A 17371-nucleotide genomic window follows, 5' to 3' on the forward strand; every position below is an offset into this window, starting at 1 on the left:
CAGCATCCATTTCATCTCCAGGTGAAGGTCGAATGGGTGGAGAAATGGACCCTGAAACGGGTTGAGGATGACGGTGCGATGGTGTCGCCGAAAGCGCCGTGTTTCGCAGATCCAGTGCCCGCTTGAAGCGCGCCGCGATCCGCCGTAGCGACAGCGCATCACGCGCCGTCGCGCGGAACCAACGGATCGGGAGACCCATGCGCAAACCAGCCTTCATCGCCGCCCTTCTCGCCTGCACGGCCGCCGTGCCACTCGCCGCGCCGCTCGCCGCCAAGGAGGGCATGTTCACCCCCGACCAGCTGCCGCTGATCGCCGAGGATCTGCGCGCGACCGGGCTCCAGATCGCACCCGAGGCGCTGTCCGACCTGACCGGCTTCCCGATGGGGGCGATCGTCTCGCTGGGCGGGTGTTCCGCGAGCTTCGTCTCGCCCGAGGGGCTGGTGGTCACCAACCACCACTGCGCGCGCGGATCGGTGCAATACAATTCCACCGCCGAGAACAATTATCTGGTCGACGGCTTCCTCGCGCCCGCCAAGAGCGACGAGCTGCCCGCCGCGCCCGGATCGCGGATCTATGTGACCGTGGCCGAGGACGACGTGACCGCGCGGATGCGCGAGGGCACCGAGGCGCTCGACCCCACCGCGCGCTACGATCTACTCGAGCAACGCAACAAGGACATCGTCGCCGAATGCGAGCAGGACGCGGGCTATCGCTGCCTGGTCGCCAGCTTCTACGGTGGTGCGCAGTACAAGCTGATCAAGCGGCTCGAAGTGCGCGATGTGCGGCTGGTCTATGCGCCGGCGGATTCGATCGGCAAATACGGCGGCGACATCGACAACTGGCAGTGGCCGCGCCACACCGGGGATTTCGCCTTCTACCGCGCCTATGTCGCCCCCGACGGTTCCGCGGCGGACTATGCCGAGGAGAACGTCCCCTACCGGCCCGAGCATCATCTCAAGGTCAGCGCGGGCGGCTTGAAGGAAGGCGATTTCGTGATGGCCGCGGGCTATCCCGGGTCGACCCAGCGCTATGCCATGCTGGCCGAGGTCGAGAACACCTTCGACTGGCAATATCCCACCTTCGTGACTCTGCTCAACGAATGGATCGACACGATCGAAGCGGCGGCTCCGGCAGGCTCGGATGCGCGGGTCAAATACGAATCGCGGCTTGCGGGGCTCAACAATTACGAAAAGAACCTGCGCGGACAGATCGAGGGCGCACGCCGCGTCGGGCTGGTAGATCGGCGGCGGATGCGCGAGGCGGCTCTGGCCGAATGGATCGCAGCCGACGGCGCGCGTGCCCCCTATGGCACCGCGATCACGCAGCTCTCGGCACTAGCCGACGAGAGCGCGGCGGCGGCGCGGACCGATTTCTGGTACAATTACGCGACCAATGCGCAGCTGCTGTCGGCTGCGCAGCGCATCTACCGGTTGGCGCAGGAGCGCCAGAAGCCCGATGCCGAGCGCGAGCCCGGTTATCAGGAGCGCGACATGACCTTCTTCCGCCAGGGGCTGCAGGCGCTCGACCGGCGCTACGATGCTTCGGTGGATCAGGCTGAATGGCTGCTGTTCCTCGACAAATATCTCGCCCAACCGGAAGCGGCGCGGGTCAATGTGCTCGATCGCCAGCTCGGCATTAGCGGCACGCCCGATCGCGCTGCGCTCCGCAACCGGATCGAGGGATATTACGAGCAGACCCGGCTCGACGAGGCCGAGTATCGCGAGAGCCTGCTGGAGGCCACGCCGGAACAGCTCGAGGCGAGCGAGGATCCGTTCATCGAACTGGCGGTCGCGCTCTACGACTACGAGCGTTCGCTTGAGGCCGAGTCCGAAGCCCGCACGGGCCGCGAACTGGCGCTGCGGCCGGCCTATATGCAGGCGATCACCGGGTGGCAGGGCTCAGAGGGCAAGCTCGCCTATCCCGATGCCAACAGCACGCTGCGCGTGACCTATGGCACCGTGCTGGGCGGATCGCCGCGCGACGGGATGGCTTATTTGCCGTTCACCACGCTCGAAGGTCTGCTGGCCAAGGACACCGGCGAGGAACCGTTCAACGCGCCGGCCAAACTGCTGCAGGAAATCCGAGCCGAGGATTACGGCCGCTACGAGCTCGAGAGCATCGACTCGGTGCCGGTGAACTTCCTCTCCGACCTTGATTCCACCGGCGGCAATTCGGGCTCGGCGACGCTCAATGCGCGTGCGGAACTGGTCGGGCTGCTGTTCGACGGCACCTTCGAGAGCGTCAATTCGGACTGGGATTTCGACCCACGCACCACGCGCACCATTCATGTCGACACGCGCTACATGCTGTGGGTGATGGACAAGGTCGACGGCGCCGATGCGCTGATCGCCGAGATGGATATCGTCGAGTAAGCGCGCTCGATCGGCGGGCATGAAAAAGGGGCGCCGGAGAGATCCTCCGGCGCCCCTTTCTTTTTTCCGAACTTGCGGGCGTTTAGCCCTGGCGTTCGCCGGTCAGTCCCATGTCCCCGAAGGCGCCGGCATTGACCTTGCCGGTCAGCTGGTCGCCATTGACGGTTGCGGTGCAATCGAGCGTCATCGGCATCGGGACGGTCATGTCCATCTTCCACTTCAGCGTGTCGCCGTCGATGGTGCCGTCCTTGACGTCCATCGACCCCATGCCGCCGGCCATCGAGCCGGTGAAGGTCTTGCCGTCATCGCCCGGGACGACGGTAAAGGTGCCCTTCTGGTCGCCCATCGGGCTCTTGACTACGGTGTCGTACGTACCGGCTACGGACATATATGCTCTCCTGTCAGGCGGCCCGAAACGGCGGGCCTTCGATTGAACTGTCTGCGGCATCGACGTTGCTTACATCGATGTCAATACGGCGAAGCTCACTCTTCGAGCGTGATCTCCTCGACCTCGAGATCGAGCGCCTCGAGCTGGGGGCGGACCACGGCGGCATCGCCGACCACGACATAGACGATGTCGTCCTCGACGAATGTGGCGCGGGCGATGGCGTCGAGCTCGGCGGCGCTCAGGGTGCGGTAGGTGTCGGCGAGTTTCTCGTAGTAATCGTCGTCGCGATTGTAGCGCACGATCGTCACCACTCCGCCCAGCACGTCACCGGCGGTCTCGAACTGACCGGGAAGCTCGCGCATATTGCTGTTGACGATGCGCTCCAGCTCGTTGGGCTCGACGCCGCGGGTGGTCACGAATTCGTCGATCTCGCGCTGGACTTCGGTGATCGCATCCGCAGTCCGGTCGGCCTGCACCGGCGCGCGGACGCCGTAATACACCCGATCGAGCGCGGTGCCGATCCCGCCGCCGGCGCCATAGGACCAGCCCTTGGTCTCGCGCAGGTTCATGTTGATCCGCGAGAGGAAGCCGCCGCTCAGCGCTTCATTGGAGGCGCCGAGCAGAGTGAGATCGTCGGTTGCGCCGCGCAGGTCGAGGACCTGTCCGCCATAGATCACCGATTGCGGGGAATTGGGGCGGTCGAGCAGGACGATGCGCTGATGCGGGGTGGGGATCGGGGCATCGTAGCCGCGCTGGGGTGCCGGGCTGGCCGGAGCCTGCCAGTCGCCGAAGCTGGCCTCGAGCAAGCGCGTGGCCTCGGCCAGCGTGGTGTCGCCGACGACGTAGATGCGCGCGGTATCGGGGCGCAGCCAGCGGTCGTGGAACGCCTGCAGATCGCTTGCGGTGAGCGCCTGCAGCCGCTGCGCCGAGCCGAGGCCCGAGGACGGCAGGCCGTAGGGATGATCGCCGTAGAGCGTGCGCCGCAGCGCGCGGTCGGCGAGCTGGTTGGGCTCCTTGAGCTCGGCGGTCAGCGCATTGAGCAATTTCGCGCGGCTGCGCTCGATATCGCCGGTGCGGAAGCCCGGCTGGCGGATGAATTCGGCCAGCAGTTCGAGCGAGGGCGCCAGATTGGGCGACAGGCCGTCGAGCGAGAAGGTCGTCCAGTCGGCGTTGAAACCGGCGGAGATATTCGCCGCCAGCCGTTCCTGCGCGATCGCGAACTCGGTCGAGTTGAGGCGCCGGGTGCCTTCGTCCATGGTCGCGAGCATCAGCCGCTGTGTGCCCAGATCGGCGCGGGTTTCCGCCGCGCGGCCGGCGTCAAATTCGACCAGCACCGACACGGTCGGGACCGCCTCGCGCTGGGCGAAATAGACTTCCATCCCGTTGGATAGCGTCGCGCGCTCGATATCGGGGAATTCCAGCCCGCTCAGCGTGCCGATCTCGGGCAGGGTGTCGCGCTCGGCCTGCATGAATGTGGCCAGCGATACCGGCTCGCAGAACTCCGGCTTGCAGTAATTGGCCTGCGTCAGCTCCGCGAGGCTGGGGAGACCGGCGGCATTGGCGCCGGTCGCCGCGCCGCCGCGGTTCTCGCCGCCCTCGGTGCGTTCGCCGGGGTTGAATACGAGGTTGAAGACCGGACGCGAGAGCCAGGTGCGGGTCAGGTCGCGGACCTGCTCGGGCGTGGCCGCAGCCATCTGCGCGAGCTCTTTCTCGACATGGCCGGGATCGCCCATGTACAATTCGCCCGCCGCCAGCTGCGGTGCCTTGCCGCCGAAGCCGCCGACCGATTCCAGCCCCCGGATCACGCCCGCCATGGAGCTGACCTTGGCGCGTTCGAGTTCGTCGGCGGTCGGGCCGGTGGCGATGAACTCGGCGATCTGCGCATCGAGCTTGGCAGCGACTTCGGCAGGATCGACCCCCGGCTTCACATCGGCCTGGACGACGAAGACGCCGGCATCCTCGAGCGTATAGTTGAAGGTCGAGACCGAGACCGCCACCGGGTCCTCGCGCACCAGCGCGTTGTCGAGCCGCGAACTCGACAGTCCACCAAGCACCGCCGAGGCGAGGTTGAGCGGCACCGCTTCGGGCGAGTTCGAGCCCGGCACGGTCCACATGCGGAACAGGCGGGTGGTCGCGATATTGTCGGTGGTGACTTTGGTCTTCTCGGCCGGGAGAGTGGGCACGGTCACCACGGGATCGACCACTTCGGGCCCGGCGGGAATGGCGCCGAACCATTTCTCGACCTTGGCGCGCGCGGTGGCGGTGTCGATGTCGCCGGCCAGCACGAGGACCGCATTGTTGGGGCCGTAGTGATCGCGGAACCAGCTTTGCACATCCTCCATCGAGGCCGCATCGAGATCACCCATCGAGCCGATGGTCGAGTGATGGTAGCGATGGCCCTTGGGGAAGAGGTTTTCGAAGATCTCGTAGCGCAGCAGGCCGAAGGGATTGTTGTCCCCCTGGCGCTTCTCGTTCTGGACGACGCCGCGCTGATTATCGAGCTTTTCCTGCGTCACCGCATCGAGCAGATGTCCCATGCGGTCGCTCTCGAGCATCAGGATGCGATCGAGCGCGCCGGTCGGCACGGTCTGGAAGTAATTGGTGCGATCGGGGCTGGTGGTGCCGTTGACGTCGGTTCCGCCCATCTGCTGGATGTATTCGAACCAGTCGGCGGGGGCGTTCTCGGTGCCGTTGAACATCAGATGTTCGAACAGATGCGCGAAGCCGGTCTTGCCCGCGGGTTCGTGCTTGGAGCCGACGTCGTACCACACCGACACGCCGACCAGCGGCGCCTTGCGATCCTCGTGGACGACGACGGTGAGCCCGTTGTCGAGCGTGAACTTCTCGAACGGCAGTTCAACTTCCGCGACCAGCTCCGAGAGCGGCGCGGGCTCGATCGGCACCGCAGCGTTAGCGGCAGGACGATCCGCAACCGCAGCGGCCGAGGCGCTGGCGAGCGGTTCGGCGGCGGTGGTCGAACAGGCGGCGACGCTCAAAGCGATCAGGCTGGTCGATAGAAGGCGTATCATGGCGAATCCCTTTGGAAGTGCTGCTGCCTGCGTAAATGCTTATCGCCGGTTGGTCACGGTTTTCCGGCTGGCGGCGTTGGCGAGCACATCCTCGCGCCAGAAATGGACCGGTTTCAAGCGGTGCTGGACGAACAGCGCAGCCTGATCGGCATAGTGCTTGCTTCGGGGTCGCGTGGTCGCCGCACCGAAGGGCTGGATCGAGCGGGAAGAAACCCTTTCGCCTTGCGTCCATTCGACCCATTGGATGAAGCTGTCGCCGTGGCGGACCGACAGCCGCCCGTCGTCGGCGACGTCCCAGCTGGTGGAGGCGCGCAGGGTGTCGGAGCCGCCATCGAGCGGCAGATCGACAGTGCCTTGGCGCAGTCTCAGCAGTGCGCTCATCGGCGGATCGATCCGCCCGAAATGCTCCTCGAGATGATCGACCGCTTCGCGCAGTTCCTCGCGCAGATCCGGCTCGGGCTTGTTCTGGTATTCGGACGACATGAAGTCGCGGATCACCAGCAAGGCCAGCGAATCCGCCGGACCGATATTGTCGGCGTCGAAATCCCAGCCGAGCAGCAGATCTCTGGCGCGGTCGAGTTCGGCATCGTCCGACAGGTCGATGGCTTCGAGCGCCTCCCACAGCCGCGCGACATAGCCCGAGCGGGCGTAGACGGTGTCGTATTTGATCGCCTCGAGCCGGGCTCGGTCGATCCGGTCGCTGGCGCTCATCAGCTCCCAGGCGCGGCGCGAGCGATTGGTCTGCTTCATCTCGACGCCGAGTTCGGGCGCGAAATCGTCGGGCGACAGATCGCTGCCTGCGCCCGCCGCAGTGAAGGGCGTGTTGTTGGCGTTGTAGAGCCAGCCGCTCGCCGGGTTCACGTAGCGCGGCAGCTTTTCATAGGCGACCGGGCCCGCCCAGATCAGCGAGGGATCGTCGCCAGGGAGGATGCCGCGCCAGTTCAATCCGGGCTTCCGGTCGGGCAGCGCGGCGTTGTAGATATAGGCGATGTTCCCTTCCTGATCGCCATAGATGAAATTGGTGCTGGGGATGTCCATCCGCGCGAGGATGGTCTGGAACTGTTCCAGATTTTCGGCCTTGTTTAGCCGGTAATAGGCGTCGAGCTGACCGAGATCGTCGATCCCGCCGTAGCGGATGGCGAAGGCGCCGCTGTCGTTGACGATCACCGGGCCGTGGACGCTGCGATGCACCGTGCGGCGGATCGGCAGTGTGACCGGGCCGATACGGACCGGCAGGGTGACGGTTTCTTCCTCGAGCTCGAGCCAGCGGTCGCCCAGCTTGTATCGCGTGCCGCTGTCGTCGAGCACGAGCTGGTAGACATCGACCATGTCGGGGCGGTTGACCGTGTTGGTCCAGCCCAGATTCTCGTTGTGGCCGAGGAAGGGGAAGGGGCTGCCGGGGAAATTGGCACCCGCGTAATGCCAGCCTTCGCCGCTTTCGACGACCAGCTCGTACCACGCCACTCCGCCGCGCCAGGGCTGGTGGGCGTTGGAAATGAGCATGGTCGGCCCGCCGGATTTCTCGGGCGCGATGGCGAAGGCGTTGGAGCCGGACAGTGCGCCGTCCTCACCCATGGGTATAGGGAAGGCGCGGGCGGTGGTCTCGGGCTCGTCCCCGGCGCGGATGACGCGTGCCGGCGGGATGCCGTCGTCGGCCGCTGCGGGGTCCGGAACGATCGCCGGGCCGAATTCGGGCCGCATCGGTTCATTTGCGACGAGCGGTTCGATGATGTTGTTGAGCCCGAAGAAGAACGGCTGACGCAGCGCGAAACCGGCGGCGATATCCGTTCCGTCGACGGGGAAGAGGTTGGCGAGCTTGATCTCGTCGGGGTGCTCGCGGGCATATTGGTTGAGCCCGCTGGCATAGGCTTCGAACAGCGCCCGGGTGTCGGCAGGCAGCGTCGGGTAGTGCCGCTCGGCGGTGTCGCGCGCACCGAGCAGGTGATAGACGTAATCGACCGCCGCTCCGTCCTGTCCCGCGATCGCGCCATAGCGACCCACGCTCATCGCGGCGACGTCCTGCAGCGTGAAGAAATCATCCTCGGCATGGGCGATGGCGACGCCATAGGCGACATCGGCATCGGTTGCGCCATAGATATGCGGTACGCCGAATTCGTCGCGGATGATCTCGGCGGTATATTCGCCGGCAGGCGGCGACACGCCATCGCGCTCGGCCCAGAACGGCTCCCAGGTCGCCAGTGCGACAAAGGCGAGCAGCACGACAAGAAGCAGGGCGAAGCCCATGCGCGAAAGCCATTTGGTCATGAAATTCCTCTCTTGGCGCAAGGGAGTAGCCGCCTCGCGTCCCGGGACAAGCCCGCGCGCGAAGAAAATTTGCGCAGAGCCCCTGTCTCCGCGGGCAAGTACCCCTATGTTCGCGTGAGGCACCGCGAGCAGGTGAAGATATTTGGGAAGCGCGACCTTGTGTTGCGAAATAGCAACACCATATCCGCTGGGTCATCCATAGAGGGGCTGTTCTATGAATCTGGAGAAATTCACCGACCGCGCGAAGGGCTTCCTGCAGGCCGCGCAGACCGTTGCGATCCGCATGAACCACCAGCGGATTTCGCCCGCTCACCTGCTCAAGGCGATGATCGAGGATCCCGAAGGCATGGCCTCGGGCCTGATCGCGCGCGCCGGCGGCAATCCGCGGATGGTCGAGGACGAGATCGATGCCGCGCTCGCCAAGGTGCCCGCGGTATCGGGCAGCGGCGCGCAAGCGACCCCAGGGCTCGACAATGATGCCGTGCGGGTGCTCGATCAGGCCGAACAGGTCGCCGAGAAGTCGGGCGATGCCTATGTCACCGTCGAACGGCTGCTGGTGGCGCTGTCGCTCGCCAGCACGACTTCGGCGGGGCAGGCGCTCAAGGCGGCCAATCTCGATCCCGCCAAGCTGGAGGCGGCGATCAGCGAATTGCGCGGCGGGCGCCGGGCCACTTCGGCGAGCGCCGAGGAATCCTACGATGCGATGGAAAAATACGCCCGCGACCTCACCCAGGCGGCGCGCGACGGCAAGCTCGATCCGGTCATCGGCCGCGACGAGGAAATCCGCCGCACCGTCCAGATTCTCGCCCGCCGGACCAAGAACAACCCCGCGCTGATCGGCGAGCCCGGCACCGGCAAGACCGCGATCGCCGAGGGGCTGGCGCTGCGGATCGCCAATGGCGACGTGCCCGACAGCCTCAAGGGGCGCACGCTGATGAGCCTCGACATGGGCTCGCTGATCGCGGGCGCGAAATACCGCGGCGAGTTCGAGGAGCGGCTCAAGGCGGTGCTCGACGAGGTCAAGAACGCCGACGGGCAGATCATCCTGTTCATCGACGAGATGCACACGCTGATCGGGGCGGGGGCGAGCGAGGGCTCGATGGACGCCTCCAACCTGCTCAAGCCCGCGCTCAGCCGCGGCGAACTGCATTGCATCGGCGCGACCACGCTCGACGAATATCAGAAATACGTCGAGAAGGACCCGGCGCTGCAACGCCGTTTCCAGTCGGTCTATATCGACGAACCCACGGTCGAGGACACGATCTCGATCCTGCGCGGCATCAAGGACAAATACGAACTCCACCACGGCGTGCGGATCACCGATGGCGCCATTGTGGCCGCGGCGCAGTTGTCGAACCGCTACATCCAGAACCGCTTCCTGCCCGACAAGGCGATCGATCTGATGGATGAGGCCGCGAGCCGGATCCGGATGGAGGTCGAGAGCAAGCCCGAAGAGATCGAGGCGCTCGACCGCCGGATCATCCAGCTCAAGATCGAGGAACAGGCGCTCGGAAAGGAAACCGACCGCGCTTCGATGGACCGGCTCGAGGCGCTGCGCAAGGAGCTGTCCGAACTCGAGCAGCAGTCGAGCGAGGTGACCACCCGCTGGCAGAACGAGCGCGACAAGATCCACGCCGAAAGCCGGCTCAAGGAAGACCTCGACGCGGCGCGGATCGAACTCGAACAGGCGCAGCGCGCAGGCGATCTCGCCAAGGCCGGAGAGCTGTCATACGGGCGAATCCCCGAGCTGGAAAAGCAGCTCGAGGAGGCTGCAGGCCACACCGAAAACGCGCTGCTGCGCGAGGAAGTGACCGAGGAGGACATCGCCGGAGTGGTCAGCCGATGGACCGGGGTGCCGGTCGACCGGATGCTCGAGGGCGAGCGCGAAAAGCTGCTGCAGATGGAAGAGATCCTCGGCAAGCGGGTGATCGGCCAGCGCCAGGCGATCGACGCGGTGTCCAAGGCCGTGCGGCGTGCGCGCGCGGGCCTGCAGGATCCCAACCGGCCGCTTGGCAGCTTCCTGTTCCTCGGCCCCACGGGCGTGGGCAAGACCGAGCTGACCAAGGCGCTCGCCACCTTCCTGTTCGACGACGACGACGCGATGGTGCGCATCGACATGAGCGAGTTCATGGAGAAGCATGCGGTCGCGCGGCTGATCGGCGCGCCTCCGGGCTATGTCGGTTACGAGGAGGGCGGGGTGCTGACCGAAGCGGTGCGGCGCCGGCCCTATCAGGTCGTCCTGTTCGACGAGGTCGAGAAGGCGCACTCGGACGTGTTCAACGTGCTGCTGCAGGTGCTCGACGACGGGCGGCTCACCGACGGGCAGGGCCGGCGAGTGGATTTCTCGAATACGCTGATCATCCTGACCTCGAACCTGGGCAGCCAGTATCTCGCCAATATGGACGACGACCAGAAGGTCGAGGATGTCGAGCCGCAGGTGATGGATGTGGTGCGCGGGCATTTCCGCCCCGAATTCCTCAACCGGCTGGATGAGATCATCCTGTTCCACCGGCTGGGGATGGAGCACATGGCACCGATCGTCGAGATTCAGGTCGGCCGGGTGCAGAAACTGCTTTCGGATCGCAAGATCACGCTCGATCTGACCGACGCCGCGCTGCGCTGGCTCGGCCGGGTCGGCTACGATCCCGTCTATGGCGCGAGGCCGCTGAAACGCGCCGTCCAGCGCTACGTCCAGGACCCGCTGGCGGACCGGATCCTCAAGGGCGAGGTGCCCGACGGCGCCACGGTGCGGATCGACGAGGGCGACGGCGAACTGCAAATGGAGATCGCCTGACGCAAGGAACCAACCGTCCAGCAACAAAGAACAAGCTGTTTGTTGCATTTGTTACAATTGTGTGATTCCGGCCACAGCCGCGGCGAAACTCGCTTCGGCGCTTTGACAAGGCGTTCTGACTGGCGCAGTTAACGTCCCATCGAAGGGGCTGGAATTCCACATCATCAACATTTCGGAACCCGCCGTTGGGGAAACGGCAGGCTCCCTGATGGAGTGTTGAGGGGTGTGGGGGTCGCCAGACCCAGTTGTCGCGACTGGAGTTCACAATGACAAAGCTGCACCAGAATTCACTCAGGGGCCTGGCGGTATCCGCCTCGGTCCTCGCTCTCGTTTCCGCCGCGCCCGCATGGGCGCAGGCCGCCGACGAAATCGAATGCCCCGTCGGTCAGGAAGAAGTGCGTGGCGAATGCGTCATCCAGTCGGATTCTCCGGATGGCGTCTCGAACACCAATCCCACTGCCCAGGACGTCGTCGATGTCACCGATACCGGTGCTCTGGGCGGCCAGACGCCGGGCGCGATCGTCGTCACCGGTTCGCGCATCAAGCGCGACACCTATTCCAGCATTTCGCCGCTTCAGGTTCTCACCAGCGATACCGAGAACGAAGCGGGGTTGTTCGATCCCTCGCAGATCCTGCAGCGTTCTGAATCCGCTTCGGGCCAGCAGATCGATGCGACTTTCCAGGGTTTCGTGCTCGATAACGGCCCCGGTTCGCAGACGCTGAACCTGCGCGGCCTCGGCGCCGACCGCACCCTGCTGCTGGTCAATGGTCGTCGCCTCGCGCCCGCCGGTGTGGAAGGCGCTCCCACCAACCCTTCGATCAACCTGCTCCCGGGCTCGCTCATCGATCGCTACGACCTGCTGCTCGACGGTGCCTCGTCGGTCTACGGCTCGGACGCGGTGGCCGGCGTCGGCAACATTATCCTGCGCAAGGATTTCGACGGGCTCGAACTGTTCGCCAGCGGCAACATCAACCCCGAAGGCGGGGGCGATGATTACACGGTCAGCGGCGCATACGGACTGAACCTCGATCGCGGCTTCGTCGGGATCGGTGCCGAGTATTCCTACCGCGACACGATCCGTCTGAACGATCGCGGTTTCTTCTCGGGTTGCGACACCGATTACGAGGTGACGCAGGACGGTGAAATCCGTACCGTCGGCATTGCAGCAAAGGCGATCGTCGAGGCGCGTACCCCGGGCGTCACCGTCCGCGAGCAGCCCTGTAAGATCACCAGCCAAGTGGGCCGCGCAATTCTGCCGTATCAGCGGTATGGTTCGGTGTTCTACACGCCGGGTCAGGGCAACACCGGCATTCCGAACTTCGATGTCGCCACGGTCAACGGTCGCGATATCGATGCCGACGGCGATGGTTTCCGCGACGTCGATTACGCGTTGATCGATCGCAACGGGTCGAACCTCGACCAGGTGTTCCTGAGCGAGCAGAAGCTCTACAACGTCATGGCTTACGGCGAATACACCTTGCCGGGCGAGATGAACATCACGCCGTTCTTCGAAGCGAACTACAGCCGCGCTGAAATCTTCGCCGACAACACCGGCGCGGCCCAGCTGTTCCCCTATGTGCCCGCTTTCAACCAGTTCAATCCCTGCTTCCGTCCTCAGGACGGCGGCAGCGGCGTCGACTGTCCGGCCGCCGAAGCTGCGCTGTTCGGCAACCCCGGTGTCAACCGCGGTCTCAGCCTGCCGACCCGTACCGTCGTTTCGGTTCGCGGCGATCGTAACAACACCGATGTGGTCCAGGAGCAGTACCGGGGTGTGTTCGGGCTGAAGGGCGACTTGCCCTTCATTGCTCCGAGCTGGTCGTTCGAAGTTACCGGCGTCTATTCGCGCTCGGAAGGCTCCTCGGTTCGTCGCGGTATCCGCGAGGACAAGCTGGCGTTCGCCTTGGGCATCGATCCGACCGCCGATTTCGACGGCGACGGCATCGCGGACAACAATGGCAACGGCATCGCCGACGACTACATCGATGCGCCTTATGGTGGCGTTCTGGGTGGACCGACGCTCGCGGCGTGCAACGCTGCTGGGCTGAGGAATCCCGGTCTCGCCATGCCCGACCTGCTGCAGGGCTGCGTTCCGGTGAACCTGTTCTCGCCGACCCTGCTCGGAACGCCCATCGGCGATTTCGCAACGCAGGCCGAGCGCGACTACCTCTTCGGCGTCCGTAGCTTCGACACCACTTACGAGCAGATCGTGGCCTCGGCATTCGTGACCGGCGACCTGTTCGAATTGCCTGCCGGTCCGGTAGGTGCGGTGTTCGGCGTCGAATACCGCAAGGACAAGATCGATTCGCAGCCGGACGTCGTTGCATCGGACGGCCTGTTCTTTGGCTTCTTCGCCGACCAGGGTGCGCAGGGCAGCAAGGACATCAAGGAAGCGTTCGCCGAATTCGATATCCCGCTCGAGGCCAACAAGCCCTGGGTGCGCGAGCTCAACCTCAATCTGTCGGGTCGTGTCACGGATGAGGAGTTCTACGGCACCAACTTCACCTATTCGGTGAAGGGCGGCTGGCGTCCTATCGATCCCTTGCTGATCAAGATGAGCTACGGCACATCCTTCCGCGCTCCCAACCTGCGGGAGAACTTCCTGGCGGGGCAGAGCGGCTTCCTCACGCTGACCGATCCCTGCGCGGTTCCCGTGGACGCCTATGTCAATGGCGCCTACAATCCGACGCTCGACAATCGTGACCAGAGCATTCTCGCCAACTGCCAGCGCGAAGGCCGCGATCCGACCCGGGTGGGCATCGACTCGCAGATCCAGAACGTGATCCGGACCGCCAGCACGGAGATCACGTCGGGGGGCAGCCTGGATATCGATCCCGAAACCTCGCGCTCGATCACTGCCGGTTTCGCCTTCGAGGAGACCTTCGGCGACGGCTACGACGTTTCGCTCGGTTTCAACTACTTCGATATCAAGCTGAAGGGGTCGATCGTCGAACCGTCGGCTCAGTTCATCCTGAACGATTGCTTCACTCGTGCGGACGCTTCGCGGAGCCCGTTCTGTGACCGTATCTCCTACGATACCGATCCCAGCACGCGCCTTCTGGTATCCGACGTGAACTCCGGCTTCATCAACCTCAACCAGGAAAGCGTTCGCGGTATCGATCTCAACGCCAACTTCGGCAAAGAGGTTTCGCTGTTCGGCAAGTTCGTCGATTTCGGCCTGAACATTCGGGCGAACCATCTGATCGAACGCAGCAATCTGTTCATCGATGACACCGGCAACCAGACCTTCGACGAAGATGCGGGTGAATTCGGCCTTCCCAAGTGGACCGGTCGCGCAACCTTCACGGCCGACATCGATAAGTTCCGCCTGACCTATCAGCTCAATTACACCGGAGCGGTCGAGCAGGATCCGGACGATATCGACGAGTTCAGCGACGCCTTCGGCAACGGCCCAGATGGCCTTCCCACCGGCTTCGTCAGCGATACCTGCCTCGGTGGCGGTTCCGCCAACGGGCGGATCCCGGGTGACGGCGTCTTCTGCCGCGATGTCGGGTTCGCCAAGGAGCAGTTCCTCCACACGGCTTCCATCCGTTACAGGGAGGATCGCTACAGCATCCTGCTCGGCGTCAGCAATATCTTCGACACCGCGCCGCCGCTGGTCGACAGCAATGAAGTCCTTGCAATCGCCAACACCGCAATCGGTAACGGCTACGACTACGACGGTCGCGAATTCTTTGCTTCGGTAGAGTTCGAATTCTAACTCTGTTCATCTCGAACGGTTTGTAGACAGCGAGCGGCCCCATACTTCCCGTGTGGGGCCGCTTTGCGTATAAGCGCAGCATTCAACGTATTTGGGAGTCGCAAAGTGAGAAATTTCAGAACCACGCTCATGGCCGCTACGGCCGGCATCCTGGCCGCCACGATGAGCCCCGCCGTGCTTCAGGCGCAGGGCCAGCCCAGCGTACCGGTCGAAGTCTGGGCGCTGCGCGACGTCATCAACGCCGTCCAGGTCTCGCCGGACGGGAAGCATGTCCTCGTCCACAAGGTGGAGAGCAAGGAAGGCGAATACCTCCTCGAGATCTACAATACAGACGACATGACCAAACCATTGAAGCGGCTCAACGCCGACCCGATGGAAATCATCAACGTCCAGTGGGTCAGCGACAATTTCCTGTTCGGAACCGCGTGGCAGCAGAACCGCAAATCGGTGAAGGGCCCCGAAGAGGGAACTTACGATTACAAGGCATTCTCCTACAATCTGGAAACCAACAAGTTCAAGGAACTGCCGGGCAATTTCGCCCTGGTGAACCTGCTCCCCAAGGAGCCCGACACGATTCTGATCGGGTCGGGCAACGCGGTCGCCGATGCCACCGGCGTGGACCCCTTCGCGGCGTTTCGCCCGCGCTCCTATTATCGGTTCAATCTCAACACCGGGGCGCGCTCGCTCGTCTTGAAGGGCAACGAGAAGTTCCCGACCGCGGTTTTCGACAATGACGGCAATCCGCGTTTCACCAGTTCGGTAGAGCCGGGATCGAACGAACTCGTTACCTATTATCGCGCACCCGGCGATAGCTCGTGGAAGGAGTTCGGCGAGCGTTACAGCCAGAACGAGCACAAGAACCTGTATCGCGTTCTTGGCGGGTTCATGGGGCCGGTAGGCTTCAAGGCCGACGATCCCAACATCGCCTACATCATCGACAATCGCGGCGAGGACAAGGCCGCGCTGTGGGAATTCAATGTCGCAACCGGGCAGTTCGGCGAGAAGCTCGCCGGCACCAACGCTGCGGATATCATGGGCATTCAGACCCATTCCATCCCGGGCAAGGATACGCTCGTCGCGGCCCGCTATCCTTGGGACAAGATGCAGCGGGTGTGGTTCGACGAGGAAGAAAAGGCGCTCTACGAGGCGCTCGAGCAGCAGATTCCCAACGCTCACCAGGTGAGCATTTCCAGTCGCTCGCGTGACGGCAACACCATGATTGTGACCAACCGCGGGCCCAAGGATCCCGGTTCCTACTGGCTGGTCCGCGAGGGTCGCATGGCCAAGCTCGGGAGCCGCAATCCGCTGCTCAAGCCCGAGCAGCTCGCCGATGTCGAGTTCATCCGCTACCCTGCGCGCGACGGAAAAATGATCCCCGCCTATGTCACCAAGCCCAAGGGCGAGGGGCCGTTTCCGCTGATCGTGCTGCCGCACGGCGGGCCGCATGTGAACGAGGTCATCACCTATGACGAATGGGGGCAGCTGCTCGCCAATGCCGGCTATATGGTGCTGCAGCCGCAATACCGCATGTCGGTGGGCTGGGGGCAGGATCATTTCGATTCCGCCTATGGCCAGCATGGTCTCGCCATGCAGGACGACAAGGACGACGGCGCGAAATATCTCGTCGAGCAGGGCCTCGTCGATCCCGATCGGATGGCGATGTTCGGCTGGTCCTACGGTGGCTATGCCGCGCTCGTGGCCGCCTCGCGCGAACCGAACCTGTACCAGTGCGTCATTGCCGGCGCGGCTGTCGCGGACCCCGAGAAGGTCTACAAGATGCGCAGCAACGCCTATACGCCCAAGGCCATCGACGAATGGGCCAAGCGCCGCGGCATGATCGGGATCAACCCGATCAACGAGGTCTCCAAGGTCAACGTCCCGGTGCTGATGGTTCACGGCGACGTCGATGCGCGCGTGATGTACTTCAATTTCGAGGACTACAAGAAGGCCATGGAGCGGGCCGGCAAGACCGATGCGCAGTTCTTGACCCTGGAAGGCGCGGACCATTTCTACAACACGCTGATGTACGAGCATCAGGAAGCCTTTTTCACCAAGATGCTCGACTTCCTGGCGAACGATTGCGGTCCCGGCGGGCTGTAAGGGCTCCCTGCCGCACCAACAAGAAACCCCCGCAGCCTCGAAAGGGTTGCGGGGGTTTTTCTATGCGCAGACTATGTCCGGAGCGGGGACGAGCCCCTATTCGATGCGGCGCCCCTTGACGCCAGTCTGGCCGGCGATGCGGATGAAATAGGATCCCAGCGCCGCCTTCTTGAAGACCACTTCGTCTCCGACGCGCGGAGGCCTCAGGCGCATGGGAACGTTGCTCATCTGCCATTTGCTGCCTTCGGCGATGGCGATGACATAGGTATCCCCACCAAGCCGGCGGACACCGGTGATCGTCGATTCCAGCATCGAGGTGTCGTCCTCGGTGTCGCTGCTTCCGAAAATGCCGCCCTCGGGCATGGTGAAGCCGAACAGGCTGCGGCGCGTTTTGCGGACATCCTCGCGATCGACGATGCTCACCTCGCCACTCTCGGTTGCTGCGACCATCGCTCCTGCGGTGCTGTCGAAGCAGGCGAGCCGCTCCGTCGGCTCGGAGATGCTGCGGCAGGCCTTGAGCGCGGCGACATAGTCCGTCGCAGGGGCCGCGACTGCATCTGGATCCTGCGCTCCCGCTGCCGAAGCGCCGAGCGCCAGCGCCAGGCCCATGCCGAAGCCGCGTTTCAGCCTTCCCGCCCGACTGAAGACCGGCTTCCCTGGGCGGATCGGAAATGCGTCTGCAAACATTCGAGTAATCCTCTGCG

At 64.1% G+C, this 17371-nt stretch carries 8 protein-coding genes; 4 read left to right on the forward strand and 4 right to left on the reverse strand.

The window, feature by feature from the left end; genetic code table 11:
- The first annotated feature begins 197 nt into the window (after positions 1 to 197).
- Positions 198 to 2372, forward strand: coding sequence for a S46 family peptidase (locus tag Q9K01_RS04225; RefSeq protein ID WP_305928942.1), 2175 nt, complete (start codon positions 198 to 200; stop codon positions 2370 to 2372).
- 82 nt (positions 2373 to 2454) lie between these two features.
- Here the strand turns inward: Q9K01_RS04225 and Q9K01_RS04230 are convergent, their stop codons facing one another.
- From Q9K01_RS04230 to Q9K01_RS04240, 3 genes are all read right to left on the reverse strand, one after another.
- Entirely contained in the window at positions 2455 to 2760 is a 306-nt protein-coding gene (locus Q9K01_RS04230) for a hypothetical protein (protein WP_305928943.1), read from the reverse strand.
- Positions 2761 to 2855: 95 nt separating this feature from the next.
- Positions 2856 to 5789 carry a M16 family metallopeptidase gene (locus tag Q9K01_RS04235; RefSeq protein WP_305928944.1) on the reverse strand — a complete coding sequence of 978 codons (2934 nt, stop codon included), beginning with the start codon at positions 5787 to 5789 and terminating at the stop codon, positions 2856 to 2858.
- 39 nt (positions 5790 to 5828) lie between these two features.
- Positions 5829 to 8054, reverse strand: coding sequence for a penicillin acylase family protein (locus tag Q9K01_RS04240; RefSeq protein WP_305928945.1), 2226 nt, complete (start codon positions 8052 to 8054; stop codon positions 5829 to 5831).
- A 214-nt stretch (positions 8055 to 8268) separates the two neighbouring features.
- On the opposite strand from Q9K01_RS04240, the gene clpB reads away from it, so the two are divergent.
- The 3 genes from clpB (at position 8269) to Q9K01_RS04255 (ending at position 16667) form a co-directional block, all read left to right on the forward strand.
- Positions 8269 to 10848, forward strand: a complete 2580-nt coding sequence (gene clpB / locus Q9K01_RS04245) for an ATP-dependent chaperone ClpB (RefSeq protein ID WP_305928946.1) — start codon at positions 8269 to 8271, stop codon at positions 10846 to 10848.
- A gap of 266 nt (positions 10849 to 11114) precedes the next feature.
- Positions 11115 to 14567, forward strand: a complete 3453-nt coding sequence (locus Q9K01_RS04250) for a TonB-dependent receptor domain-containing protein (protein WP_305928947.1) — start codon at positions 11115 to 11117, stop codon at positions 14565 to 14567.
- A 105-nt stretch (positions 14568 to 14672) separates the two neighbouring features.
- Positions 14673 to 16667 carry an alpha/beta hydrolase family protein gene (locus Q9K01_RS04255; RefSeq protein ID WP_305928948.1) on the forward strand — a complete coding sequence of 665 codons (1995 nt, stop codon included), beginning with the start codon at positions 14673 to 14675 and terminating at the stop codon, positions 16665 to 16667.
- Positions 16668 to 16763: 96 nt separating this feature from the next.
- Here the strand turns inward: Q9K01_RS04255 and Q9K01_RS04260 are convergent, their stop codons facing one another.
- On the reverse strand, positions 16764 to 17354 hold the full coding sequence (locus Q9K01_RS04260) for a hypothetical protein (protein ID WP_305928949.1): 591 nt from the start codon (positions 17352 to 17354) through the stop codon (positions 16764 to 16766).
- Positions 17355 to 17371 lie beyond the last annotated feature (17 nt).

Origin of the sequence: Qipengyuania benthica, assembly GCF_030717865.1 — a bacterium.
GTDB lineage: Bacteria > Pseudomonadota > Alphaproteobacteria > Sphingomonadales > Sphingomonadaceae > Qipengyuania > Qipengyuania benthica.

Bases quoted from the DNA above. Each gene is read 5' to 3' on its own strand.
- Q9K01_RS04225 (WP_305928942.1), top strand. From the start codon at position 198: ATGCGCAAACCAGCCTTCATCGCCGCCCTTCTCGCCTGCACGGCCGCC.
- Q9K01_RS04230 (WP_305928943.1), bottom strand. From the start codon at position 2,760: ATGTCCGTAGCCGGTACGTACGACACCGTAGTCAAGAGCCCGATGGGC.
- Q9K01_RS04235 (WP_305928944.1), bottom strand. From the start codon at position 5,789: ATGATACGCCTTCTATCGACCAGCCTGATCGCTTTGAGCGTCGCCGCC.
- Q9K01_RS04240 (WP_305928945.1), bottom strand. From the start codon at position 8,054: ATGACCAAATGGCTTTCGCGCATGGGCTTCGCCCTGCTTCTTGTCGTG.
- clpB (WP_305928946.1), top strand. From the start codon at position 8,269: ATGAATCTGGAGAAATTCACCGACCGCGCGAAGGGCTTCCTGCAGGCC.
- Q9K01_RS04250 (WP_305928947.1), top strand. From the start codon at position 11,115: ATGACAAAGCTGCACCAGAATTCACTCAGGGGCCTGGCGGTATCCGCC.
- Q9K01_RS04260 (WP_305928949.1), bottom strand. From the start codon at position 17,354: ATGTTTGCAGACGCATTTCCGATCCGCCCAGGGAAGCCGGTCTTCAGT.